General features: G+C 62.0%; 24 protein-coding genes and 2 tRNA genes. 16 read left to right on the top strand and 10 right to left on the bottom strand.

From position 1 onward, the window contains the following. Position 1: 1 nt before the first annotated feature. Positions 2-946 (bottom strand): LysR family transcriptional regulator, encoded by a 945-nt coding sequence (locus FHW64_RS16470; RefSeq protein ID WP_184528113.1) that lies wholly within the window; start codon positions 944-946, stop codon positions 2-4. Between the two features lie 76 nt (positions 947-1,022). Between FHW64_RS16470 and FHW64_RS16465 the strand changes: the two genes are divergently transcribed. The 7 genes from FHW64_RS16465 to FHW64_RS16435 all read left to right on the top strand — a co-directional run bounded on the left by FHW64_RS16465 (position 1,023) and on the right by FHW64_RS16435 (position 6,141). Further along, entirely contained in the window at positions 1,023-1,913 is an 891-nt protein-coding gene (locus tag FHW64_RS16465; RefSeq protein WP_184528111.1) for an alpha/beta fold hydrolase, read from the top strand. Between the two features lie 3 nt (positions 1,914-1,916). Continuing rightward, positions 1,917-3,002 (top strand): tartrate dehydrogenase, encoded by a 1,086-nt coding sequence (locus FHW64_RS16460; protein WP_184528109.1) that lies wholly within the window; start codon positions 1,917-1,919, stop codon positions 3,000-3,002. Positions 3,003-3,223: 221 nt separating this feature from the next. Continuing rightward, positions 3,224-3,496, top strand: a complete 273-nt coding sequence (locus tag FHW64_RS16455) for an HU family DNA-binding protein (protein WP_007830705.1) — start codon at positions 3,224-3,226, stop codon at positions 3,494-3,496. A 17-nt stretch (positions 3,497-3,513) separates the two neighbouring features. Further along, positions 3,514-3,589 (top strand) — tRNA-Val (locus FHW64_RS16450). Positions 3,590-3,664: 75 nt separating this feature from the next. Continuing rightward, complete coding sequence (locus tag FHW64_RS16445) at positions 3,665-5,578, top strand: SurA N-terminal domain-containing protein (RefSeq protein WP_184528106.1); 1,914 nt, start codon at positions 3,665-3,667, stop codon at positions 5,576-5,578. A gap of 30 nt (positions 5,579-5,608) precedes the next feature. Beyond that, positions 5,609-5,684, top strand: a tRNA-His gene (locus FHW64_RS16440). 118 nt (positions 5,685-5,802) lie between these two features. After that, positions 5,803-6,141 carry an H-NS family nucleoid-associated regulatory protein gene (locus FHW64_RS16435; RefSeq protein ID WP_184528104.1) on the top strand — a complete coding sequence of 113 codons (339 nt, stop codon included), beginning with the start codon at positions 5,803-5,805 and terminating at the stop codon, positions 6,139-6,141. Positions 6,142-6,206: 65 nt separating this feature from the next. Here the strand turns inward: FHW64_RS16435 and FHW64_RS16430 are convergent, their stop codons facing one another. After that, complete coding sequence (locus FHW64_RS16430; protein WP_184528102.1) at positions 6,207-7,193, bottom strand: NADPH:quinone oxidoreductase family protein; 987 nt, start codon at positions 7,191-7,193, stop codon at positions 6,207-6,209. Positions 7,194-7,324: 131 nt separating this feature from the next. Here FHW64_RS16430 and surE point away from each other — a divergent pair, with 131 nt between their 5' ends. From surE to rlmD, 5 genes are read left to right on the top strand one after another with little or no spacing between them, the layout of a single operon-like run. Then, positions 7,325-8,089: a 5'/3'-nucleotidase SurE gene (gene surE / locus FHW64_RS16425; protein WP_184529154.1), complete on the top strand. Its 765-nt coding sequence runs from the start codon at positions 7,325-7,327 to the stop codon at positions 8,087-8,089. Between the two features lies 1 nt (position 8,090). Next, positions 8,091-8,864, top strand: coding sequence for a protein-L-isoaspartate(D-aspartate) O-methyltransferase (locus FHW64_RS16420; RefSeq protein ID WP_184528101.1), 774 nt, complete (start codon positions 8,091-8,093; stop codon positions 8,862-8,864). 11 nt (positions 8,865-8,875) lie between these two features. Continuing rightward, complete coding sequence (locus tag FHW64_RS16415; RefSeq protein ID WP_184528099.1) at positions 8,876-9,832, top strand: peptidoglycan DD-metalloendopeptidase family protein; 957 nt, start codon at positions 8,876-8,878, stop codon at positions 9,830-9,832. Between the two features lie 6 nt (positions 9,833-9,838). Further along, on the top strand, positions 9,839-10,882 hold the full coding sequence (locus tag FHW64_RS16410; protein WP_184528097.1) for a sigma-70 family RNA polymerase sigma factor: 1,044 nt from the start codon (positions 9,839-9,841) through the stop codon (positions 10,880-10,882). 38 nt (positions 10,883-10,920) lie between these two features. Further along, positions 10,921-12,354 (top strand): 23S rRNA (uracil(1939)-C(5))-methyltransferase RlmD, encoded by a 1,434-nt coding sequence (gene rlmD, locus FHW64_RS16405; protein ID WP_184528094.1) that lies wholly within the window; start codon positions 10,921-10,923, stop codon positions 12,352-12,354. A gap of 48 nt (positions 12,355-12,402) precedes the next feature. On the opposite strand, the gene FHW64_RS16400 is transcribed toward rlmD, so the two are convergent. Continuing rightward, positions 12,403-13,104 carry a Bax inhibitor-1/YccA family protein gene (locus tag FHW64_RS16400; RefSeq protein WP_184528092.1) on the bottom strand — a complete coding sequence of 234 codons (702 nt, stop codon included), beginning with the start codon at positions 13,102-13,104 and terminating at the stop codon, positions 12,403-12,405. 166 nt (positions 13,105-13,270) lie between these two features. Between FHW64_RS16400 and FHW64_RS16395 the strand changes: the two genes are divergently transcribed. Further along, the gene (locus tag FHW64_RS16395; RefSeq protein ID WP_093161537.1) at positions 13,271-13,678 is read left to right on the top strand and encodes a heme-binding protein; all 408 of its coding nucleotides are present in this window, start codon (positions 13,271-13,273) and stop codon (positions 13,676-13,678) included. 172 nt (positions 13,679-13,850) lie between these two features. On the opposite strand, the gene hemP is transcribed toward FHW64_RS16395, so the two are convergent. From hemP to bfr, 6 genes are all read right to left on the bottom strand, one after another. Beyond that, complete coding sequence (hemP, locus tag FHW64_RS16390) at positions 13,851-14,066, bottom strand: hemin uptake protein HemP (protein WP_184529152.1); 216 nt, start codon at positions 14,064-14,066, stop codon at positions 13,851-13,853. A gap of 107 nt (positions 14,067-14,173) precedes the next feature. After that, on the bottom strand, positions 14,174-14,587 hold the full coding sequence (locus tag FHW64_RS16385) for a biopolymer transporter ExbD (protein WP_184528090.1): 414 nt from the start codon (positions 14,585-14,587) through the stop codon (positions 14,174-14,176). A gap of 5 nt (positions 14,588-14,592) precedes the next feature. Beyond that, a complete protein-coding gene (locus tag FHW64_RS16380) occupies positions 14,593-15,306 on the bottom strand; it encodes a MotA/TolQ/ExbB proton channel family protein (protein ID WP_184528088.1) in 714 nt (237 codons plus the stop codon). Between the two features lie 20 nt (positions 15,307-15,326). Further along, complete coding sequence (locus tag FHW64_RS16375) at positions 15,327-16,010, bottom strand: energy transducer TonB (protein ID WP_409350627.1); 684 nt, start codon at positions 16,008-16,010, stop codon at positions 15,327-15,329. Between the two features lie 101 nt (positions 16,011-16,111). Further along, positions 16,112-16,384, bottom strand: a complete 273-nt coding sequence (locus tag FHW64_RS16370) for a bacterioferritin-associated ferredoxin (protein WP_093161543.1) — start codon at positions 16,382-16,384, stop codon at positions 16,112-16,114. A gap of 221 nt (positions 16,385-16,605) precedes the next feature. Next, on the bottom strand, positions 16,606-17,082 hold the full coding sequence (gene bfr, locus FHW64_RS16365) for a bacterioferritin (RefSeq protein ID WP_184529148.1): 477 nt from the start codon (positions 17,080-17,082) through the stop codon (positions 16,606-16,608). A 241-nt stretch (positions 17,083-17,323) separates the two neighbouring features. On the opposite strand from bfr, the gene ahpC reads away from it, so the two are divergent. Beyond that, entirely contained in the window at positions 17,324-17,896 is a 573-nt protein-coding gene (ahpC, locus tag FHW64_RS16360; RefSeq protein WP_184528086.1) for an alkyl hydroperoxide reductase subunit C, read from the top strand. A gap of 79 nt (positions 17,897-17,975) precedes the next feature. Continuing rightward, the gene (gene ahpF / locus FHW64_RS16355) at positions 17,976-19,556 is read left to right on the top strand and encodes an alkyl hydroperoxide reductase subunit F (protein WP_184528084.1); all 1,581 of its coding nucleotides are present in this window, start codon (positions 17,976-17,978) and stop codon (positions 19,554-19,556) included. 16 nt (positions 19,557-19,572) lie between these two features. Here ahpF and FHW64_RS16350 read toward each other — a convergent pair whose 3' ends face one another. Beyond that, positions 19,573-20,394 carry a pyruvate, water dikinase regulatory protein gene (locus FHW64_RS16350; protein WP_184528082.1) on the bottom strand — a complete coding sequence of 274 codons (822 nt, stop codon included), beginning with the start codon at positions 20,392-20,394 and terminating at the stop codon, positions 19,573-19,575. 191 nt (positions 20,395-20,585) lie between these two features. On the opposite strand from FHW64_RS16350, the gene ppsA reads away from it, so the two are divergent. Then, complete coding sequence (ppsA, locus tag FHW64_RS16345; protein ID WP_184528080.1) at positions 20,586-22,979, top strand: phosphoenolpyruvate synthase; 2,394 nt, start codon at positions 20,586-20,588, stop codon at positions 22,977-22,979. Positions 22,980-23,122: the final 143 nt, after the last annotated feature.

The following is a 23,122-nucleotide window of genomic DNA, read 5'->3' as shown; positions in this document are numbered from 1 at the left end:
TTCAGGGCAAGCGGCCGCCCGCGGCTTTCCACGGCTCGTTGCGGAAGCGCTCGACGAGGAAATCGATCAGCAGCCGAACGCGCTTCGGTGTTTTCGGCCGCCAAGGTGCAACCCACTGGATGTCGGCGTCCGGCATCGCGAACTGCGGCAGCACGCGGACGAGTTGCCCGGACGCGAGGCCGGGTGCGATGTCCCAGAGGCTGCGCAGCATCACGCCCCGGCCGGCGAGGCACCAATCGCGCACCAGTTCGCCTGAGTTGCTGGAAAGCGGGCCCCGCACGCGCACGCGGGCATTGGTGCCGTCCTTGAGGTGGCGCAGCGTCCAGACTGCGAATTCGCGTTCATCGCCGCTGCTGTTCTCACGCGCCACGAGGCAGTCGTGCGATGCGAGCGCGGCGACGTCGGCGGGGACGCCTCGTCGCGCCAGATAGGCGGGCGAGGCCGCGAGGACGCGCTGGTTGCGCGCGATCCGCCTCGTTACCCAATCCCCCGCATGACGGGCTTGGGGCGCCCACAACCACACGGCGCCGTCATAGCCCTCGGCGCCGAGCTCGGGAAGCCTCTCGGCAAGGGTGAGCTGAATATGCAAGCCTGGGTGGCGCTCGTTGAACGAGGCCAGCGCCGGCCCGAGCCACAACCGGCCGAAACCGAAGGTGGCGACCAGCCGGATCGTGCCGCTCAATTGGGTCTGGCGCTCTCCGAGCTCGTTCTCTAGCGCCGCAAAACCGTCGAGGAGTGCGCGAGCATGCAGGCATACCGCTTCGCCCTCCGCAGTCGCGCTCAGCCTGCGTGTCGTCCGCTCGAACAGGCGTTGCCCCAGCCGGGCTTCGAGCGCGCCCAGTCGCTTGGTCACGACCGAAGGAACCACGTCGAGCGCGAGCGCCGCTGCCGCCAGGCTGCCGCGGTCGCGGATGGCCACGACGAGTTCCAGATCGCTGCGTTCCATTGCTGCCAAGTCGGAAAGTATGAATTGGCCGATTGTTGCTTGATGCGGGAGCAATGCGCAACGCACAATGCGCCCCATGTTCGCTTCGTTCACTTCCTTCGATCTCTCGCGCGACGGCGTGCGTCTGCACGGGAAAGTGGGAGGCAGCGGTGCGCCGCTGTTGCTGCTCCACGGGCACCCGCAGACGCACACCATCTGGCATCGCGTCGCGCCGATGCTGGCGCAGCAGTTCACCGTGGTCACGATGGACCTGCGCGGCTACGGTGACTCCGGTCGACCCGAGGCGGACGAGGCGCATGTTCGATACAGCAAGCGGGAGATGGCGCTTGATGCGTTGTCGGTCATGCGAGCACACGGCTTCGAGCGTTTCGGCGTTCTCGCGCATGACCGCGGCGCCCGCGTCGCGCATCGGCTCGCGGCCGATCATCCCGAGGCAGTCGAGCGCTTGATGCTGCTCGACATCGCGCCGACGCTGGCGATGTACCAGAACACCACGGAAGCCTTCGCGCGCGCCTACTGGCATTGGTTCTTCCTGATCCAGCCGCCGCCGCTTCCGGAGGCACTCATCGCGTCAGATGCAGCGCGCTACGTACGAAGCGTGATGGGCGGAAGGCACGCAGGGCTCGCGCCGTTCGCGCCTGAAGCGCTCGCCGAGTACGAGCGCTGCGCGGCCATCGACGGCACGGCGCGCTCGATCTGCGAGGACTATCGCGCCTCTGCCACGATCGACCTCGAACATGATCGCGCCGATATCGCCGCCGGCCGCAAGCTGGACATGCCGCTGCGGGTGTTGTGGGGCGAGCATGGTGTGGTGGGTCGGTGCTTCGACGTACTCGCGTACTGGCGCGACCTGGCGCGGGACGTCACCGGCGGTACGCTGGCTTGCGGCCACTACATTCCCGAAGAAGCTCCCGCCGAACTGGTCGCCGAGGCCCTTTCGTTTTTCAACGCAACCAACAAGGATTGAGTCATGAGTACCCAACGAATCGCAGTCATCGCCGGCGACGGCATCGGCAAGGAAACCGTGCCCGAGGGGCTGCGTGTGCTCGACGCGGCAGCGCGCAAGTTCGGCATCGACCTGAAGTTCGATCACTTTGATTTCTCGAGCTGGGACTACTACGAGAAGCACGGGAAGATGTTGCCCGACAACTGGAAGGAGCAGATCGGCGGCCATGACGCCATCTTCTTCGGCGCGGTCGGCTGGCCCGAGAAGATTGCGGACCATGTGTCGCTTTGGGGCTCGCTGCTGTTGTTCCGGCGCGAGTTCGACCAGTACATCAATCTGCGGCCGGCGCGCTTGATGCCCGGCATCGTGGCGCCCGTGGTTCGCCGCGACGGCACGCCGAGACAGCCGGGCGAGATCGACATGTACATCGTCCGTGAAAACACCGAGGGCGAATACTCGAGCATCGGCGGCCGCATGTACGAAGGCACGGCGCGCGAGATCGTGGTTCAGGAAACGGTGATGTCGCGCCTCGGTGTCGACCGGGTGCTGAAGTTTGCGTTCGAGCTCGCGCAGTCGCGGCCGAAGAAGCATCTCACTAGCGCGACCAAGTCCAACGGCATTTCGATCACGATGCCTTACTGGGACGAGCGGGTCGCGGCGATGTCGAAGAACTACCCAGGCGTGAAGCTCGACAAGTTCCACATCGACATCCTGACCGCGCACTTCGTGCAGCGGCCGGACTTCTTCGACGTGGTGGTGGCGAGCAATCTCTTCGGCGACATCCTTTCGGATCTGGGCCCCGCGTGCACCGGCACGATCGGCATTGCGCCAAGCGCGAACCTCAATCCCGAGCGCACGACGCCTTCGCTGTTCGAGCCCGTTCACGGCTCTGCGCCGGACATCGCCGGCAAGGGCATTGCCAACCCGATTGGCCAGATCTGGTGCGGCGCGATGATGCTGGAGTTCCTTGGCCACAAGGCTGCGCACGATGCGATCCTGGCCGCCATCGAAAAGGTTCTCGACCCCGGAAGCGGTGCACCGAGGACGCCCGACATCGGCGGAAGCGGGCGCACGACCGATCTCGGAAAGGCCATTGCAGAGGCCCTCTGAAAGGGCATCGCAAAAGGCCACTAGAATCGCGCTCCTCGTTGTGGTCTATGGGGTGAGTGTCGTATTGACACCCCGTAGACCAGTGGTTGTAATCCCTGTCGGCAGTGCGCTGCCGGCGCGTCAGAACTGTCACCCAATTTCCTATTCGCACCTCGCGGCATTCGTCGCGAGGACGTGATCGCTTCTGACCCTGATCAACATTTTTTCTACAAGGGGCCCTTGTGAACAAGACCGAACTGATTGAGCACATCGCAAAAAACGCCGACATTTCCAAAGCAGCCGCCACGCGCGCACTCGAGTCCACCATCGGCGCCATTCGGACCACGCTCAAGAAAGGCGGCTCGGTGTCGCTCGTCGGTTTCGGTACTTTCGCTGTGGGCAAGCGCGCTGCGCGCACCGGTCGCAATCCGCGCACCGGCGACGCGATTAAAATCAAGGCCGCCAAGATTCCGAAGTTCCGTCCCGGCAAAGCGCTCAAGGACGCATTGAACTGAGATCGATGTTTACGGTGGGGTGCTTAGCTCAGCTGGTAGAGCGGCGCCCTTACAAGGCGTAGGTCGGGGGTTCGAACCCCTCAGCACCCACCACCCGACACAAAAGGCGAACAAAGCGTTCGCCTTTTTTGTTGCCGTTTCGCAATCCGTCAAAGAGAGTGCTCCAGCATGTTTGATTCCTTCCGCAAGTACAACAAGATCATCATGGGGTTCTTGTTCTTGCTGATCATTCCTTCGTTCGTGCTGTTCGGCGTCAATCGCTACGAGGGAAGCGGCAAGGCCGAGAAAGTGGCGCGCGTGGATGGCGCCGACATCACGCGCCCGGAGTGGGAGCAACAGCACCGCAACGAGGTCGATCGCATCCGCCAGCAGGCGCCGAACATCGAGCCCGCCATGCTCGATTCGGACGCCGCGCGCTATGCCACGCTGGAGCGCATGGTTCGCGATCGCGTGCTGGCAGCCGCCGCCGCGAAGTCGAACATGACGGTTTCCGAAGAACGGCTTGCGCGTCTCTTTGCGGAAAATACCGGGCTCGCCGCCTTCCGGACGCCTGACGGCAAGTTCGATCGCGAAGGCTTCATGCGGGCCACCGGCCGCACGCCGGAACAATACGAAGCCGCGATTCGCGCAGAGCTTGCGACGCAGCAGGTGTCGCTCGGGATTTCCGGGACTGCGTTCGCGAGCGCCGCACAAGCCGCTGCAACGCTCAATGCTTTCTATGACCGTCGCGAGATCCAGGTGGCGCTTTTCAAGCCGGCCGATTTCGCTTCCAAGGTCAATGTCACCGACGAAGATCTGCAGACTTTCTACAAGGATCATTCCGCGCAGTTCCAGGCGCCGGAAGAAGCGAATGTCGAATACCTGCTGCTTGATCTCGAAGCAGCCAAGAAGAACATCGCGATCAGCGATGCGGATCTGCGCAGCTACTACGACCAGAACAGCGCCCGCTTCGGTAGCAAGGAAGAGCGTCGCGCAAGCCATATCCTGATTGCCGTTCCTGCAGGCGCACCCGCCGCCGACCGCGAGAAGGCTCGCGCAAAGGCAGAGGAACTGCTCGCCGAAGTTCGCAAGGCGCCTGCCACCTTCGCGGACGTGGCGCGCAAGAATTCGCAGGATCCCGTCTCCGCAGAGAAGGGCGGTGACCTCGACTTCGTGACGCGCGGCGCCATGGTCAAGCCTTTCGAGGACGCGTTGTTCGCACTCAAGAAGGGTGAGATCAGCAACGTTGTCGAATCCGAATTCGGCTTTCACATCATTCACTTGAGTGACATCAAGCCGGCAGTTGTGCCGCCGTTCGAGAAGGTCCGTGCGACGATCGAGAACGAAGTCCGGAGCCAACAGGCGACCCAGGAGTTCGCCAAGGCGGCCGAAACGTTCACCGATATCGTCTATCAGCAGCCCGACAGCCTGAAGCCGGCAGCGGAGAAGCTGAACCTCACCATCCAGACGGCGACCAACGTTCGACGCGTGCCTACGCCGGGCGCTGCCGGCCCCCTGGCAAACCGGAATTTCCTGAACGCGCTTTTTGCGCCCGATTCGCTGGAGCGCAAGCACAACACTGAGGCCATCGAGGTCGGGGCGAACCAGCTCGCGGCCGGCCGGGTCACGCAGTACTCGCCGGCGCGCGCAATGCCGTTCGATGAAGTCAAGGAAAAGGTCCGCGCACAGCTCGTCGCTGAGCGTTCGGCGGCCCTTGCGAAGGCGGAGGGGGCGGCCAAGCTCAAGGCTTGGCAGGCCGATCCGGCTGGTGCCGCATTCGGTTCTCCTGTCACGGTCTCGCGGCTTGAGCCGCAGGCGCAACCGCCGCAAGTGATCGAGGCTGCGCTGCGGGCCGACGGTGCCAAGTTGCCCGCGCTGGTCGGTGCCGACCTGGGCGCCCAAGGCTTCGCCGTCGTGCGGGTCGTGAAGAACGTGCCGCGCACGCCGCCCGCGCCGGAGGTGGCCAAGCAGGAAGGTGAACAGTTCGGGCAAGCTGTGGGAGCCGCCGAGACGGCCGCCTACTACGACATGCTGAAGAACCGCTTCAAGGCCGAAATCTTGGTCCCGAAGCCATCTGATTCTGCGATCGGCGCCGAAAGGTAGCTTTTTCACGCTACAATTGCGGGCTCTGCGGTGGCTGTAGCTCAGTTGGTAGAGTCCCAGATTGTGATTCTGGTCGTCGTGGGTTCGAGTCCCATCAGCCACCCCAAACTGCATTGATCAAAAAGCGCCGACCCTTGGGTCGGCGCTTTTTTTTGCGCGTCTCGGTTGCTGTAATTGGAATCTCAATTAAAATTTTTGCTTTCCAATTCGGAGGATTAGCACCGATGGCCTCAACCCTTGCCGACATCAATTCCCAGATCAAGAAGCACGACGAGCAGATTGCGCAATTGCGCAAGCAAGCCGAAGAGCTCAGGAATCAAGAGCGGGCTGGTGTGATCGAGGAAGTACGCAGGAAGATCGCGGAATACGGTTTGACTGCCTCCGATCTGAAACTTGCGGCGCGTGGCGGCAGAAGGAATGTGGTCGCGGCTCCTGCAAAGGCAGCTGCAAAGTACCGCAGCCCGACAGGAGAGACATGGTCTGGTGGCCGTGGTCGCAAGCCGCGCTGGGTAACGGAAGCGCTGGCTGCGGGGAAATCGCTGTCGGACTTCGAAATCAAGTAACCCCTGGTCTTCAGTAAAAAAGCCCGCGATTCGCGGGCTTTTTTGTTGGCTTGTCGCGCTGCGCCTCAGTTGACGAGGACCAGCTTGCCCTTCACGCCGCGCGAGCCCATGTGCGCGTAGGCAGCCTTCAGGTCCGCCATAGGCATGGTGCTGTCGATCACCGGCTTGATCTTTCCCTCGCCATACCATTTGGCCAATTCGGCCATCATATGCGCATTCGCCTTGGGTTCGCGCTTGGCGAAATCTCCCCAGAACACGCCGACCAGCGAGGCGCCTTTGAGAAGCGCCAAATTCAGCGGCAGCGAGGGAATGGGGCCTGCAGCGAAACCGACGACAAGATAGCGGCCGCGCCATCCAATCGACCGGAATGCGGGCTCGGCGAATTCGCCGCCGACCGGGTCGTAAATCACATCGGGTCCTTTGCCGTCGGTCGCGGCCTTGACTGCATCGCGGAATGCATTGGGAAGACCGTGGGTCGTGTAGTTGATCGTCGCATCTGCGCCAATGGACTTGCAAAGCTCGCATTTCTCATCGGTGGAGGCCGCGGCGATCACCTTGGCGCCGGCCGCTTTTGCAATCTGAATTGCAGCCGTGCCGACGCCACCTGCGGCGCCGAGAACCAGGACGGTTTCACCGGCCTTCAATTGGGCGCGATCCATCAGCGCATGCCATGACGTCGCGTAAATCATGATGAATGCAGCCGCATCGACATGACCAAATCCGTCGGGCAATGGCATGCACAGGGCCGCTGGTGCGAGCGTGTGAGTGCCAAAGCCGCCAGTGCCGGAAAGACAGGCGACGTTCTGACCCACGCGCAGGTTCTTGACGCCTTCGCCGACCGCCGCGACCACGCCGGCATATTCAGATCCTGGCACGAACGGCAGCGGGGGCTTGATCTGGTACTTGTTCTGGACGATCAGAAGATCGGGAAAGTTCAGGCTCGCTGCCTTGATTTCGACCAGGACCTGGCCGGGGCCTGGCTGTGGTGTCGGCAGTTCTTTCCATGTCAGCGCATCGACGCCGACGGGGTTTTCGCAGAGCCATGCATGCATGCTCGTGTCTCCTGTAGATGAGGCGGGGGTGATGATTGAGAGAGCGGGCCATGATAGGCCTCGGGCAAGGGCGCTGTTGTCCCAGCCGCGACGCACCTGCCGCCTACAATCTTTCGGACTTCCAGACGCCCATGAAGATACTTATTTCGAACGACGACGGTTACCAGGCTCCAGGCATCGTGGCGCTGCACGACGCATTGAAGGATGTGGCTGACGTCGAGGTGGTCGCACCCGAGCACAACAACAGCGCCAAGTCCAACGCACTGACGCTTGCTGCGCCGCTATACGTGCATGCCGCGCACAACGGTTTTCGCTATGTGACCGGTACGCCGGCGGATTGCGTGCACATCGCCCTGAAGGGCTTGCTTGACTACAAACCGGACCTTGTGGTTTCGGGCATCAACAACGGCGCCAATATGGGTGACGACACGATCTACTCTGGCACCGTCGGTGCGGCGATGGAGGCCTATCTGTTCGGCATTCCTGCCATTGCCTTCTCCCAGATCGAAAAGGGTTGGGCGCACATCGATGCGGCCGCCCGTGCAGCCAGAAGACTCGTCCAGCAGATCAAACGCGAGAAGATGATCGGCGGCCCTGCATTCCTGCTCAACGTCAACATCCCCAACCTGCCATTCGAAGAGTTGAAGCCGGTGAAGGTGTGCAGGCTCGGCCGCCGTCATGCCGCCGAGAAAGTGATCACCCAGGATAGCCCGCGCGGCGAGACCATGTATTGGATCGCCGGCGCAGGTGGCGCCAAGGACAGTGGAGAGGGCACCGACTTCCATGCGACGGCGGCGGGCCATGTCGCATTGACGCCATTGCAGATCGACCTGACCGACCATGCCTGTCTGGGCAACTGGCGAGACACGGTGGCGAGACTCGGCGAGTCTTCCTGACATGGCAGGCCAACGTCCTGGATTCCCGGCGCGGCTGACGACCGGGGCACCTCCGGCAGTTCGCGGACGGACTTCGCCAACGCCCGCGAGACCCACGGTGCACGCGACACCATCCATGGCATCGGATGCTGTGCGCGCGCGCATGGTGCAACGCCTTGCTGCTCAAGGCATCGCCGATGGGCGCGTGCTACGGGCAATGGGCACGGTCGAGCGACACATGTTTGTCGATAGTGCGCTGGTCAATCAGGCCTACGAAGACACCAGCCTGCCGATCGGACTGGGGCAGACCATCTCAAAGCCGAACGTGGTTGCGCGCATGATCGAGCTGTTGCTCGGAGCGCCTTCGCTCGCGAACAAACCGGCCGATCGATTGGGTCGCGTCCTCGAGATCGGCACGGGCTGCGGCTATCAGGCTGCAGTGCTGAGTCATGTGGCGAGCGAGGTCTACAGCATCGAGCGACTGCGAGGGCTTCACGAGCGTGCGCGCGCGAATCTGCGGCCGTTTCGTCTCGCGACCGTTCACCTCTTGTTGGGAGATGGAATGGTCGGCTACGCCAAGGGCGCGCCGTACGCCGGCATCATCGCTGCAGCAGGCGGAGAGGCAGTGCCCGAAGCGTGGGTCGCACAACTCGCCGTGGGCGGCAGGATCGTCGCACCGACCCGATCATCGACCGGCGGACAAGCCCTCGTTGTCATTGACAAAACCGCACGTGGAATCGAGCGCCGCGTTCTTGAGGCGGTTCACTTTGTCCCCCTAAAATCGGGAATTGCTTGAAGGAAGAACACATGCAGGGTATTGGCAATCGGGGCTGGCTTGCCGGCATGACGCTGGCAGTTGCGCTCGTGATTGTGGGATGTTCAACGCCGAGCGGACCGGTGCCTGTCGAGGATCGCGGCGCGATGACACGCGCGCCTGCTGCTGGCACAACGAGCGTCCAACCTGGGATCGGTGTGCCCCCGATTACCACCGATCCGTCGGGCAAGCCGCTGCCAGGCATCGAAAACTACGGCAAGCCCGGCTACTACGCGGTGCGACCCGGCGACACGATTCGCCGTATTGGTGCGGAGACAGGCCAGAGCTGGCAGAACATCGCGAAGTGGAACAATCTCGACAACCCTGACCTTATCGAAGTGGGACAGGTGTTGCGTGTGATCCCGCCTGTGGGTGGGGCAGCGGCGCCGTTGGCACCGCCGGTCGCATCGACCACGGAGGCATCTGGCGCCGCCTCCCGACCGGTGACGCAACCAATCGTCGCACCCGCCACGGCTGCCGCGGCTGCGTCGTCTGCCAATGCGACCACAAATGGCACCGCCAAGCCGCCCGCGCCTGTGACCGCATCGCCGACTCCGCCCGCAGCATCGGCATCGGGTGACGAGGATGTGGGTTGGATCTGGCCTGCGCAAGGTACCTTGATCGCGGGCTTCGACGAGGCCAAGAACAAGGGCCTCGACATCAGCGGCAAGGCCGGCGATTCGGTTCTCGCGGCTGCAGATGGTCGCGTGGTCTACGCCGGCGCCGGCTTGAGGGGCTACGGCAATCTCATCATCCTGAAGCACAACAACACCTATCTGACCGCTTACGCGCACAACCGTACGCTGTTGGTCAAGGAGGACCAGTCCGTGCAGAAGGGACAGAAGATTGCCGAGATGGGCAACAGCGACGCTGACCGCGTCAAGCTGCACTTCGAAATACGCCGTCAGGGCAAGCCGGTCGACCCGGCTCGGTACCTGCCGCCACGCTAACGTGCCATGGCCAACTCTCGCCCTTATCGCACTCCGGTCGTGCGGCGAGCGGCGGGTAACGGCGGAACATCGGCTCACGAATTCGGACACGCTGGTGAATCCGGGAACACGAACGCCCACGATCCGATCGACGGCGTAGCAAGCGACGGGCGCGACGAGAACCTGCGAAGCGCGGTCGCTGTCGACCTTTCGGGTGAGAGCGGCGATTCGCTCACGCTTTACCTGCGTGAAATTCGCCGGACCGAGCTGTTCACTCCCGAGGAGGAGTATCGAACCGCGTGCGCTGCGCGGGGCGGGGACTTCGCCGCGCGGCAGTCCATGATCGAGCACAACCTTCGCCTCGTCGTGAACATCGCCAAGGGCTATCTCGGTCGCGGCGTACCGATGGCGGATCTGATCGAGGAAGGCAACCTCGGGCTGATGCATGCGATCAACAAGTTTGAGCCGGAGCGGGGGTTCCGCTTTTCCACCTACGCGACCTGGTGGATCCGGCAATCGATCGAACGTGCCGCGATGATGCAGGCGCGCGCGATCCGTCTGCCGGTTCATGTCGTGCGCGAACTGCAGCAAGTGATGCGCGCACGTCGGACGCTGGAGGGTGATCCCGAGTTCTTGGCCCGTCGACCTGACGGCATTCGCGTCGAAGATGTTGCCGCGTTGCTGGGCCGCGAAGTCCAGGAAGTGGCTGATCTTCTGGCGCTCGCAGAGGCGCCGCGTTCGCTGGACGCCGGCAGTGATCGTGGTGAAGACAGCTTCACGCTCGCCGACACGGTGGCGTCGGACGATGAGGGGGGCGATCCCACCGGGGTCACGCAGACGCATGAGATCGAGCGGCTCCTCGATCATTGGATCCTGGCTCTCACCGAGCGTGAACGCGAGGTGCTCGAAGGCCGCTACGGTCTGCATGACCGCGATCCTGAAACGCTCGAGGTGTTGAGCGTTCGCCTTGGTCTGACGCGCGAGCGGGTACGGCAGATTCAGAACGAGGCGCTTGCCAAGATGCGACGGCAGTTGGCGCGGGCCGGCGTACAGCGCGACGCTCTTCTGTGAGCTCCGGACTCGGGCGCGCTGCCTGAGACAATCGGGGAATGACGGATTCGAAAGTGAAGAACGAGGAGCAACAGCGCTCCAACGATGAATGGCTGCAGGTCGAATCGCTCGATCTCGATGCGCAGGGCGTAGCGCACAAGGCAAACGGAATGGTCGTCTTCATCGAAGGCGCATTGCCCTTCGAGCAGGTGCAACTCAATGTGCACCGCAAGAAGAACAACTGGGAGCAGGGCACGGTCACGAAGATCGGCCGCGAGTCGTCCCAGCGCGTGCGGCCTGGTTGTCCGCACTTCGGCTTGCATGCCGGTGCCTGCGGTGGCTGCAAGATGCAGCACCTCGATGCCGCTGCGCAAGTGGCCGTGAAGCAACGGGCGTTGGAGGACAACCTTTGGCACCTCGGCAAAGTCCGGCCTGAGAGCATCCTGCGTCCGCTTGAAGGGCCGGCATGGCACTACCGGTATCGCGCGCGCCTTTCGGTGCGACATGTGATCAAGAAGGGGACGGTGCTCATCGGCTTCCATGAGCGCAAGAGCCGCTATCTGGCGGACATGAAGGTATGCCCAGTGCTGCCGCGGCAGGTCAGCGACATGCTGATGCCGCTGCGTGAGCTGATCGGTTCGTTGGATGCGCGCGATACCTGTCCGCAGATCGAACTCGCATGCGGCGATGCGACGGATGGGCTTGGTCTGGGAGTGATTGCACTCGTGCTGCGACATCTGGAGCCCCTGTCGGGTGCGGACATTGATCGCCTGAAGGCATTCGCGGTGCAGCACGAGGGCGTGCAATGGTGGCTGCAGGCCAAGGGGCCGGACACCGTCAAGTTGCTCGAGGAAGGCGGCGCGGGGCTGGCTTATGAATTGCCCGAGTTCGGCGTCAGAATGCCGTTCAAGCCGACGGATTTCACCCAGGTCAATCCGCACATCAATCGGGTGCTCGTCAGTCGGGCGCTCCGGTTGCTCGACGTCCAACCGGACGAACGGGTCATCGACTGGTTCTGCGGGCTGGGCAACTTCACGCTACCGCTCGCGAGTCGGGCGGCCGAAGTGTTGGGCATCGAAGGCAGCGACACGCTGGTGGCTCGTGCGACAGACAATTTCGAACGGAACCGTCCCGCCACGGCGACTCGGCGCGAACTTGCCGCGACCCGCTTCGTCGCACGCAATCTGTTCGAAATGACGCCTGAAATGCTTGTGGCTGACGGCTCCGCTGAAAAGTGGTTGGTCGATCCGCCGCGCGAAGGCGCGTTCGCGCTGGCGAAGGCCTTGGCGGACCTGCATCAACAGCCGGAACTGAAGGCGGGATGGGTGCCGCCCAAGCGCATCGTTTATGTGAGCTGCAATCCGTCGACACTGGCCCGCGATGCGGGTTTGCTGGTCCATCAGGCCGGCTATCGATGCACGTTTGCGGGCGTGGTGAACATGTTTCCGCACACCGCGCACGTCGAGTCAATCGCGGTGTTCGATCTGGCATGAAAAAGGGTCCGTCAGGCCCCTTTTTTGGTGGAGCGAGGCGCTTTCAGTTCAGTCGCGCTCGCCACCCAGGATGCCCAGCAGCGACAGAAGGCTCTGGAAGACGTTGAACAGATCCAGGTACAGCGCGAGGGTCGCGCTGATGTAGTTGGTTTCGCCGCCGTCGATGATCTGCTTGAGGTCGTACAGCATGTACGCCGAGAAGATGCCGATCGCCGCGACCGAAATTGCGAGCATGCCCGCGGTCGAACCGACGAAGACGTTAATGATCGCGCCGACCATCAACACCATGGCGCCGACAAACAGCCACTTGGACATCCCTGAAAGATCGCGCTTGACCACCGTCGCGAGGGACGCCATGACAAAGAACACGCCGGCAGTGCCACCGAATGCGGTCATGACGAGCTCGGGCCCGTTCTTGAATCCGAGCACCATCGCAATCAGGCGCGAGAGCATCAGGCCCATGAAGAACGTGAAGCCCAGGAGCACTGGAACGCCGGCACCGGAATTCTTGGTCTTCTCGATCGCGAATATGAAGCCATAGGCGCCAGCGAGGAACACGATCAGTCCGACGCCGCCCGTGAGCGAGCGGGTGATGCCCGTAGCAACCCCGAGCCACGCGCCGAGAACCGTCGGAAGGAGACTCAGGGCGAGAAGCCAATAGGTGTTGCGCAGAACGCGATGACGCTCCGCCTGGGGCAGTGCCTGGCCGTAGCCGGCGGAGGTGGCGAGTGTGTTGACAGGATCGTTCATTGCTGAAACTCCACAAATGTGCTGCAGCGCGCAGTTGGGGCGCATTCTAGGGCGCCACAAGAGGGCGCAAAAACAAATACCTGGATTCGAACGGTGTTAGCAGGCTTCGCGATCGACCACTTGCGAGCGCTATGCTTCTAGGTTGCGCAACTTTCTGGGACGATCCATGAAAACCAAGTCTTTCCTCGAACTCGCCGATGTCAAGGCGATCGCTGCGGCCGCCGAAGCCGAAGCCGTCAAGAACAATTGGGCAGTGACCATCGCGATCGCTGACGACGGCGGCAATCTGCTCTGGTTGCAGCGCCTCGACGGCGCCGCAGCGCTTTCTTCCCACATCGCGCCCGCCAAGGCCCATACCGCTGCAATGGGGCGCCGCGAAAGCAAGACCTACGAGGACATGATCAATGGCGGTCGCACATCCTTCCTCACTGCGCCGGGCGTTCAGGGTCTGCTTGAAGGCGGTGTGCCGATCGTGAAGGACGGACACGTCATCGGTGCGGTTGGTGTGAGCGGCGTCAAATCGAACGAGGACGCGCAGATCGCGCGAGCTGGAATCGCTGCACTCGGTCTTTGATCAGTAGGCTCAAATGAAAAACGCCGACCCAGGGTCGGCGTTTTTATTTGGTGTCCACTATGGAAAAAAGTGCATGGCTAGTCGGCGAACCGTTGGCTAGCAAAAAACGACCCTCGGAGATGGTCTCCTTGAGTCGCCCCACGATGAAACTTGCGCGAGGGGCGAGCTGACGTTACTTGGTCAGGATCAGCTTACCGAATTTGGTGGCTTGCAAGCGATAGAGGGAACCGTTGTGCATGATGCCCACGGTCTTGTTGCCCTTGAGAAGCTCAGCGCTTTCGACGAGCGGGGCGGGACGCACAGCCGCATCACTGGAAGCACGGCCACCGCCGGATTGGTCCAGCGAAGGGTGGTTCAGGACGGAAAAGGCATTTGGCGTTACTTGCATCTTGAAAATCCCGTTTATCGAGGCGATGTGCAAATGATAATGATTCGCAATAAAAAGTCAATCGTCGCGATAGATTTTTTCGCTGAGCGGGTTCGCTCAGCGTCGCATCACTTTGAATCAGGCTCGGTCACGAAACCGATCTTGCGCACGCCCGCTTCCCGAGCGGCCGACATAGCTTGCGCAACGCGCTCGTAACGCACAGCCTTGTCGCCGCGGATGTGCAGTTCGGGTTGGGGATCCTTCGCGGCTTCAGCGGCCATGCGCGGGAGCAATTCCGAATCCTCGATCTTCTGCTCGTTCCAGTAGTAGCTCCCATCAGCGGCGACCGTGAACAGAATGTTCTGCGGCTTGGTCTGCTCCGGTTCGCTGCTCGCGCGCGGCAGGTCGATGTTCACCGCGTGCTTCATGACCGGCACGGTAATGATGAAGATGATCAGAAGAACCAGCATGACGTCGACCAGCGGCGTCATGTTGATCTCGTTCATCACCTCATCGGGCTCGTCTTGGGTTCCGAAGGCCATGGTGATCAGCCCTTCTTGAGTGCGACAACTGTGGCTTCTCCGCCGCTCTGAACACGCGCGCCAGTCACGAAGTAGGCATGCAGGTCGTGGGCGAAGCTATTGAGCTTGGTCAGCACGAACTTGTTGCCGCGGACGAGGGCGTTGTAGCCGAGCACGGCAGGGATCGCGACCGCCAAGCCCAGGGCCGTCATGATCAGTGCCTCGCCAATGGGGCCGGCGACCTTGTCGATCGTTGCTTGGCCGGCGGAGCCGATGCTCATCAGGGCGTGATAGATCCCCCACACCGTGCCGAACAGCCCGATGAACGGCGCGGTCGAGCCAACCGACGCCAGCACGGCGAGACCCGTCTGCAGGCGAGCAGTGAATTCGTCGATGCCGTTGCGAAGTGCGCGCGTGATCCAGTCGCTCACGTCCAGTGCGTCATGGAGATGCGCCTTGGTGTTGCGATGATGAGCTGCAGCTTCGCGGCCTTCGAGCGCGAGCGCACGGAAAGGATTGCCGTCATCGCTGCCAAGCTTGTTGAGCGCGGTCGCGAAGTCTTCGCTGTGCCAGAAATCCTGCGAATGCTTGGCGAGACGCTTGTACCGGACGACGTCGAGCGCCTTGATCAGGATGACGATCCAGGATGCGAGCGACATGCCGATCAACAGCACTGCCACGGCCTTGGTGACGAAGTCACCTTGATGCCAGACGTTCATCAGGCCAAATTGGGAATCCATACGAAGCTACTCCAGAAAATTTAATTGAGAACCCAGTTGATCGGGACGTTGAACTCCATCGGTTCAACGACGCCATTGCGCTTGCCTGGCACGTAGCGCCAACTCATGACGGCCTGGCGTGCTGCCTCGTCCAGTCGCTCGTAGCCGCTTGACCGAAAAATGCTTGCCTGCTTGGGTAGGCCGTCCACACCGATGAGAACGCGCACGATCGTCTTGCCCTGTTCGCCGAGGCGTTTGCTCATCGCTGGATAGACCGGCTTCGGGTTCTGCAGGTAATCAGCGTTGCTCGACGGCAACTGAACCGAAGGCGGTGCTGGTGGCGCGGGCGGCGGAGCAGGTGGCTCCGGCGGTGCGGGTGCGGCGATGGGCGCCGGCGGCGGAGGTGGCTCGAGGCTGCCGGTCGGCGCGTTGGGAGCGGGCTTGGGCTCGCGAATCGCCTGCGGCCGAGGTGGCGGAGGCGTCTTGGTGATCTGCCGCTTGGGCTCCGGTGGGGGAGGCGGTGGCGGCGGCGGTTCCTTGGGCTTGGGAGGCTCGACGAATTCGCTGAGGATCTCGACCGGGATCACGATTTCAGCAGCGCGGCGCAGAAGTCCGCTCTGCAGCGCCCAAAGGGCAGCGATATGCAATAACACCACGCCGCCCGCAATGACGGCGTTTCGCGAGAGCCCGAGGGCAGAAGGGGGAGCTGAAAAGCGGTCAGACACGATGAGCCATTGGAGTGCGGGCACCCTTGGAGGTGCCCGTTGCAGCAAAACCGCTACGAGTTACTTGCGAAGAATCCACCAGACCGAGCTGGCGACAAAGATCAGACTGCCGCCGAGGGCCGCGAAGAGTTCCATGCTTTGCTTTCCTTGATGGAATTGGCAAGCTGGATCGCTGTTGGTCCGGTATCGCGATGGAGCGCTGCGATCGGATGCGAGGCGCTGCACTGAGCGACTACTTCGCGCGCGCAACCTTCGCATTGACCGCATTGAGTGGCAACACCAAGTTCAAACTGCACTTCGTCGAACGTCATGCCGGCTCGCACGTGGCGTGCGATTTCACGGTCGGAGACTCGGCGACATACGCAAACGATCATGGCCTGTAAGCGACTTGCTGGCTGTACTGAAGAGGGCACGATTATAAATACGAATTCTTCGCATTTGCAATAACTATCAACCCCAAAGGGGAGCAGTCCAACTTGCCGTGTCTGGGCGCCTGTCGCTGCGGCCGAGGAAAGGTGAATCGGTTCGATCCGGCGAATCAAAAAAAAGCGCCCCGGCCAACAAAAGGCGAGGGCGCGGGAGATGACTGAGCGACTTACTCGATCTCGCCCATCTGGGATTGGAGGTAGTTCTGCAGCCCGACCTTGCCGAGCAGGTCGATCTGCGTTTCGAGGAAGTCGATGTGTTCCTCGGTGTCGTCCAGTATTTCCTGAAGGATGTCGCGAGACACGTAGTCACGCACTGATTCGCAGTGTGCAATGCCAGCCTTGATCGTGGCCTGCGCTCCCACTTCCGCCTTGAGATCGCATTCGAGGATCTCTGGAACGTCTTCGCCTACGTTGAGCTTGGCGAGATCCTGCAGGTTCGGCAGTCCGTCGAGCATGAAGATGCGGTCCATTAGCTTGTCCGCATGCTTCATCTCGCCGATGGACTCCTCATATTCCTTCTTGGCCAGCTTGTCGAGGCCCCAGTGCTTGAGCATCCGGTAGTGGAGGAAGTACTGGTTGATTGCAGTCAGCTCATTCTTGAGTTGAGCCTGTAGATGATCGATGACTTGTGGGTCGCCCTTCATGATCTTTTCCTTCTTCTTGAAACGATCGATTGTGAACGGGATCAGTCGCGCTGCAAGCCAATCCCATGCGCGGGCGGTCTGCATGAGTGTGATGCTGATAGGCGTTCGCATTGGGGTTTGCCGAGACGATGCTGCGCATAGGGGCGCCCAATGCATTTAATAGGTCATGGCTATCAGAAGGCGTGTATTAGTAGTTATACTGATGGCTCGCCTTTTTCATTAGCCAACTAGGAACTCATCAATGTCCCTGATCAACACCGAAGTCGTGCCTTTCAAGGCCACCGCCTATCACAACGGCAAGTTCGTGCCCGTCTCCGAAGAGAGCTTCAAGGGCAAGTGGTCTGTTGTCGTGTTCTATCCGGCTGACTTCACCTTCGTGTGCCCGACCGAGCTCGGCGACCTCGCTGACAACTACGCCGAATTCCAGAAGCTGGGCGTCGAAATCTACGGCGTGTCGACCGACACCCACTTCACGCACAAGGCCTGGCACGACACGTCGGAAACCATCGGCAAGGTCAAGTACCCGCTGATCGGCGATCCGAGCCAGCAACTGGCACGCGCCTTCCAGGTGCTGATCGAAGAGGGTGAGGACGCCGGTCTTGCATACCGCGGCACCTTCGTTATCGATCCTGCCGGCAAGATCAAGACGATCGAAGTGCATGACAACGGCATCGGTCGCGACGCTGCCGAACTCCTCCGCCGCGTGAAGGCTGCGCAATACGTCGCTGCTCACCCGGGTGAAGTTTGCCCCGCCAAGTGGACCGAAGGCGCTGAAACGCTCAAGCCTTCGTTCGACCTCGTCGGCAAGATCTAAGCAGTCTTCCCGCGCCGTGGCCCGGGCGCGCAAGCTCCCGGGCCTTTTTGTTTCCGTTCGCATTCAGAAGTGAGTCCACATGCTCGACGCAGGCACCAAATCGCAACTCAAAAGCTACCTCGATCGCATCACGCAACCGATCGAAATCGTCGCATCGCTCGACGACAGCAAGGCCTCCAGCGACCTGCAGGCACTGTTGAAGGACGTGGCGGAGTCGTCTTCGCTCATCAAGGTTCTTGAAAGCCGCGGTGACAACCATCGCAAGCCGTCTTTCTCGATCAACCGCCCGAGCGAAAACCATGGCCCGCGCTTTGCCGGTCTGCCGATGGGACATGAATTCACTTCTCTGGTGCTGGCGTTGCTGCAGGTTGGCGGCTACCCGCCAAAGGTCGAGCAGGCCGTGCTCGATCAGATCCGTGCACTCGACGGCGATCTCGAATTCGAGATCTATATCTCGCTCACGTGCCACAACTGCCCGGACGTCGTGCAGGCACTGAACCTCATGGCGGTTCAGAACCCGCGCATCAAGACGACGATGGTCGATGGCTCGCTGTTCCAGGACGAAGTCAAGGAGCGCCAGATCATGGCGGTGCCGACGGTGTTCCTGAATGGCACTGAGTTCGGCCAAGGCCGCATGACCCTGGAAGAAATTCTCGCGAAGCTGGATTCCAGCGGCGTGGAGCGCGAGGCGAAGAAGATTGCCGCAAAGGATCCGTTCGACGTGCTCATCGTGGGTGGCGGGCCAGCGGGCGCCGCTGCTGCCGTTTACGCGGCGCGCAAGGGAATTCGCACCGGCGTGGCTTCGGAGCGCTTCGGCGGACAGGTGCTCGACACCATGGGGATCGAGAACTTCATCTCGATCAAGGAAACCGAGGGCCCCAGGTTCGCGCTCGCGCTTGAAGAGCATGTGCGCGACTACGACGTGGACATCATGAATCTGCAGCGCGCTGCGGCGCTCGTGCCGTCCGGTGACCTGATCGAGGTCAAGCTCGAAAGCGGCGCCTCGCTCAAGAGCCGTTCAGTCGTGATCTCGACTGGTGCGCGTTGGCGCAACATCAATGTGCCGGGCGAGCAGGAATACAAGAACAAGGGTGTGGCCTACTGCCCGCACTGCGATGGCCCACTGTTCAAGGGCAAGCGGGTTGCGGTGATTGGCGGCGGCAACTCGGGTGTCGAAGCAGCAATCGACCTGGCCGGCATCGTCGGCCACGTCACGTTGATCGAATTCGACAAGCAACTGCGCGCTGACGCGGTGCTGCAACGCAAGCTGCGCAGCCTCCCGAACGTCACGGTGATCACCAATGCGCAGACCACGGAAATCAACGGCGACAAGCAGAAGGTCAACGCCCTGACCTACAAGGACCGCGCGACTGGCCAGAGTCATCAGGTGGAGCTGCAAGGCGTGTTCATCCAGATCGGGCTTGTTCCGAACACTGACTGGCTCAAGGGAACAGTCGAACTGTCGAAGCACGGCGAGATCATCGTGGATGCGCGTGGCCAGACCTCGGTCCCTGGGGTGTTTGCGGCGGGCGATGCGACGACCGTGCCGTTCAAGCAGATCATCATTGCGGCCGGCGAAGGTGCGAAGGCGGCGCTGAGCGCCTTCGACCACCTGATCCGGACGTCGGCACCCGCCGAGGCGGAGCCCGTGGCCGCCTGATGTCGGGCTGGGCGCCTCAGTAGGTGAGGCGCTCTGGCCGCAACTCCTGCAGGATGGTCGTTGCGATCTCTTCGATTGACTTGGTGGTGGTCGAGAGCCAGCGGATGCCGGCTCGTCGCATCATCGCCTCGGCTTCGCTGACTTCATGTCGACAGTTTTCGATACTGGCGTAGCGGGAATTGGGGCGGCGCTCGTTGCGGATTTCAGCCAGGCGCTCCGGCTGGATCGTGAGGCCGAAGATCTTCTTGCGGTGCGGCAGCAGTGCAGGGGGCAATTGCCTGCGATCGAAGTCCTCTGGAATCAGCGGGTAGTTGGCGGCCTTCAATCCGTGCTGCATGGCCAGGTAGAGCGAAGTAGGCGTCTTCCCGCTGCGGCTGACGCCCACCAAAATGACGTCGGCGCTCTCGAGATCCCTGTTGCTCTGGCCGTCGTCATGCGCCAGGCTGAAATCGATCGCCTGGATCCGCTCGTTGTATTCCTTGCTTTTGCTCACATCGCTGAAGCGGCCGATCCGGTGATTCGATTTCATGGCCAGCTCGATCTCCAGCGGCCGGACGAACGTACCGAACATGTCGAGCAGCATGCCTTTGCACTCGGTCTCGATCACCCCGAGCACTTCCATGTTGGCCAGCGTCGTGAAGACGATGGGGCGAACGCCTTCCAGTTCCGCGGTGTGGTTGATTCGCCGGACCGCCTGATGCGCCTTGTCCACAGTGTCGGTGAAGGGCAGCCTCACATGGCGCGGCTTCATCTCGAACTGGGCGAGAACGGCATTGCCGAAGGTTTCGGCCGTGATGCCAGTCCCGTCGGAAACAAAAAAAACGGTGCGCGTGTGCATGATCTGTGGGCCTTGTCCGGAACCGCGCGCCGGATCGCGGCGCGCCTACAATCCGGCCCATTATCGGGAATCCCGCCGTTCGATCCCCGCCCGAATTCCTCCCATGCATCCGCCCCAGCGCCCAGAGCAACAAAAATGATCGCGTTGCGCCGCCTGCATGCAGCATCAGTTTCAACTTCTGGAGCTTTCCCATGTCTGCACTCTTCGAAGCGACCGCCTTGGTCGTACCGTTCGAAAACCTGAGGATGACCGACGTCGAGTCGGTCGGTGGCAAGAACGCCAGCCTCGGCGAGATGATTTCCCAGTTGCCGCAGGGTGTGCGCGTCCCGACGGGCTTCGCGACCACCGCCCATGCCTTCCGCCAGTTCCTGGCGCATGACGGCCTGGCCGACAAGATCAATGCGCGTCTGGCAAAGCTGGACACCGAAGACGTTCGCGCGCTTGCCGCAGCCGGCGCCGAGATCCGGTCGATGGTCGAGGCCCAGCCTTTCCCGGCCGATCTGCAGAAGGCGATCGAATCTGCGTTCGCAACCCTTTCGGCCGGCAATCCGCAGGCAAGTTTCGCCGTGCGCTCGTCGGCCACTGCGGAGGATTTGCCGGATGCCTCCTTCGCGGGTCAGCAGGAGACCTTCCTGAACGTGGTCGGCATCGAGGACGTCCTTCACAAGATGAAGGAGGTCTTCGCGTCCCTCTACAACGACCGCGCGATCAGCTACCGGGTGCACAAGGGTTTCGCGCATGACGTGGTGGCACTGTCGGCCGGTGTCCAGCGGATGGTTCGCAGCGACCTCGGGGCCGCCGGGGTCATGTTCACCATCGATACCGAATCCGGCTTCCAGGATGTCGTGTTCATCACGTCCAGCTACGGTCTCGGCGAAACGGTGGTGCAGGGCGCCGTCAATCCTGACGAGTTCTACGTGCACAAGCCGACTCTCCGCGCTGGCAAACGTGCAGTGATTCGCCGCAACCTCGGTTCGAAGCTGATCCAGATGGAATTCGCCACGGCCGCCGAGAAAGCCTCCACTGGCAAGCTCGTCAAGACCACCGACGTGCCGGCGGAACAGCGCAACCGCTATTCGCTGACCGACGCGGACGTCGAGCAACTCGCCAAGTACGCGCTAGTGATCGAAGAGCACTACGGCCGCCCGATGGACATCGAGTGGGGCAAGGACGGCACCGATGGCCAGCTCTACATCCTTCAGGCCCGCCCCGAGACCGTGAAGAGCCAGCAGGCCGGCAAGGCGGAGCAGCGCTACAAGCTGCTCGGCAAGGGCGCTGTGCTGGCCGAAGGCCGTGCCATCGGGCAGAAGATCGGGACGGGTCCGGTTCGCCTGGTCCACAGCATCAATGAGATGGACAAGGTGCAACCCGGCGATGTGCTGGTGACCGACATGACCGATCCGAACTGGGAGCCGGTCATGAAGCGCGCTTCGGCGATCGTCACCAATCGGGGCGGACGCACTTGCCACGCGGCGATCATCGCGCGCGAACTGGGTATCCCCGCCGTGGTGGGATGCGGCGACGCGACCGATCTGCTGAAGGACGGCACGCTCGTTACCGTCAGCTGCGCCGAGGGCGACACTGGCTTCATCTACGACGGGCTTCTTGAAACCGAAGTGACCGAAGTCCAGCGCGGCGAGATGCCGCAGATCGACGTCAAGGTCATGATGAACGTCGGCAATCCCCAGTTGGCTTTCGACTTTGCCCAGTTGCCGAACCAGGGCGTGGGGTTGGCTCGTCTCGAGTTCATCATCAACAACAACATCGGGGTGCATCCGAAGGCCATCCTCGACTACCCGAATGTTGATGCCGACCTGAAGAAGGCAGTCGAATCGGTGGCACGCGGCCACGCTTCGCCGCGTGCGTTCTACGTCGACAAGGTGGCTGAAGGGATCGCAACCATTGCAGCAGCGTTCTGGCCCAAGCCAGTGATCGTGCGGCTTTCCGACTTCAAGTCCAACGAGTACCGGAAGCTCATCGGCGGCAGCCGCTATGAGCCGGAGGAAGAAAACCCGATGCTCGGCTTCCGTGGCGCGGCGCGCTACCTCAGCGCAGATTTCGGCGAGGCGTTCGCCATGGAGTGCGAAGCACTCAAGCGCGTGCGCGGCGAAATGGGCCTGGCGAACGTCCAGATCATGGTGCCGTTTGTGCGCACGCTGGGCCAGGCCGAGCGTGTGACCGGTCTCCTGGGCGAGCACGGTCTGAAGCGCGGCGAGAACGAACTCAAGCTGATCATGATGTGCGAGGTGCCCAGCAATGCTGTGCTGCCGGACGAGTTCCTCAAATACTTCGACGGCTTCTCGATCGGGTCCAACGACCTGACCCAGCTCACCCTGGGACTGGATCGCGACTCGGGACTGGAACTGCTCGCCGCGGACTTCGATGAGCGCGATCCGGCTGTGAAGGCTTTGCTTGGCCGCGTCATCAGCGCGTGCAAGGCGCAGGGCAAGTACGTCGGCATCTGCGGGCAAGGTCCCAGCGACCATCCTGATTTCGCCGTCTGGCTGGCGGAGCAGGGAATCGAGTCGATTTCGCTCAATCCTGACAGTGTGATCGACACCTGGACGCAGCTCGCTACCCGTTGAACTAGACCGGCGTTGCGCGCCGGGCGACTGTCATCGCCGCGCAACGACTTCTGTCACACGAAACGCTGTAATCCCCGCGTCAGGCTGATGTATTTGCAACCAGATGCATCTTTGGTGTCAAACTTCTGACCCCAAGGGGCGCA

The sequence above is a fragment of the Variovorax sp. Sphag1AA genome, assembly GCF_014192575.1.
Classification (GTDB): domain Bacteria; phylum Pseudomonadota; class Gammaproteobacteria; order Burkholderiales; family Burkholderiaceae_C; genus Variovorax.
This window is presented reverse-complemented; position numbering and strand designations above follow the sequence as displayed.

Coding starts and splice junctions, on each gene's coding strand:
- rlmD (WP_184528094.1), top strand. CDS start 10,921: ATGACGGATTCGAAAGTGAAGAACGAGGAGCAACAGCGCTCCAACGAT.
- FHW64_RS16395 (WP_093161537.1), top strand. CDS start 13,271: ATGAAAACCAAGTCTTTCCTCGAACTCGCCGATGTCAAGGCGATCGCT.
- FHW64_RS16350 (WP_184528082.1), bottom strand. CDS start 20,394: ATGCACACGCGCACCGTTTTTTTTGTTTCCGACGGGACTGGCATCACG.
- FHW64_RS16400 (WP_184528092.1), bottom strand. CDS start 13,104: ATGAACGATCCTGTCAACACACTCGCCACCTCCGCCGGCTACGGCCAG.
- FHW64_RS16370 (WP_093161543.1), bottom strand. CDS start 16,384: ATGATCGTTTGCGTATGTCGCCGAGTCTCCGACCGTGAAATCGCACGC.
- hemP (WP_184529152.1), bottom strand. CDS start 14,066: ATGCAAGTAACGCCAAATGCCTTTTCCGTCCTGAACCACCCTTCGCTG.
- surE (WP_184529154.1), top strand. CDS start 7,325: ATGAAGATACTTATTTCGAACGACGACGGTTACCAGGCTCCAGGCATC.
- FHW64_RS16460 (WP_184528109.1), top strand. CDS start 1,917: ATGAGTACCCAACGAATCGCAGTCATCGCCGGCGACGGCATCGGCAAG.
- FHW64_RS16430 (WP_184528102.1), bottom strand. CDS start 7,193: ATGCATGCATGGCTCTGCGAAAACCCCGTCGGCGTCGATGCGCTGACA.
- bfr (WP_184529148.1), bottom strand. CDS start 17,082: ATGAAGGGCGACCCACAAGTCATCGATCATCTACAGGCTCAACTCAAG.
- FHW64_RS16470 (WP_184528113.1), bottom strand. CDS start 946: ATGGAACGCAGCGATCTGGAACTCGTCGTGGCCATCCGCGACCGCGGC.
- ahpF (WP_184528084.1), top strand. CDS start 17,976: ATGCTCGACGCAGGCACCAAATCGCAACTCAAAAGCTACCTCGATCGC.
- FHW64_RS16465 (WP_184528111.1), top strand. CDS start 1,023: ATGTTCGCTTCGTTCACTTCCTTCGATCTCTCGCGCGACGGCGTGCGT.
- FHW64_RS16420 (WP_184528101.1), top strand. CDS start 8,091: ATGGCAGGCCAACGTCCTGGATTCCCGGCGCGGCTGACGACCGGGGCA.
- FHW64_RS16415 (WP_184528099.1), top strand. CDS start 8,876: ATGCAGGGTATTGGCAATCGGGGCTGGCTTGCCGGCATGACGCTGGCA.
- FHW64_RS16380 (WP_184528088.1), bottom strand. CDS start 15,306: ATGGATTCCCAATTTGGCCTGATGAACGTCTGGCATCAAGGTGACTTC.
- FHW64_RS16385 (WP_184528090.1), bottom strand. CDS start 14,587: ATGGCCTTCGGAACCCAAGACGAGCCCGATGAGGTGATGAACGAGATC.
- FHW64_RS16410 (WP_184528097.1), top strand. CDS start 9,839: ATGGCCAACTCTCGCCCTTATCGCACTCCGGTCGTGCGGCGAGCGGCG.
- ahpC (WP_184528086.1), top strand. CDS start 17,324: ATGTCCCTGATCAACACCGAAGTCGTGCCTTTCAAGGCCACCGCCTAT.
- ppsA (WP_184528080.1), top strand. CDS start 20,586: ATGTCTGCACTCTTCGAAGCGACCGCCTTGGTCGTACCGTTCGAAAAC.
- FHW64_RS16435 (WP_184528104.1), top strand. CDS start 5,803: ATGGCCTCAACCCTTGCCGACATCAATTCCCAGATCAAGAAGCACGAC.
- FHW64_RS16445 (WP_184528106.1), top strand. CDS start 3,665: ATGTTTGATTCCTTCCGCAAGTACAACAAGATCATCATGGGGTTCTTG.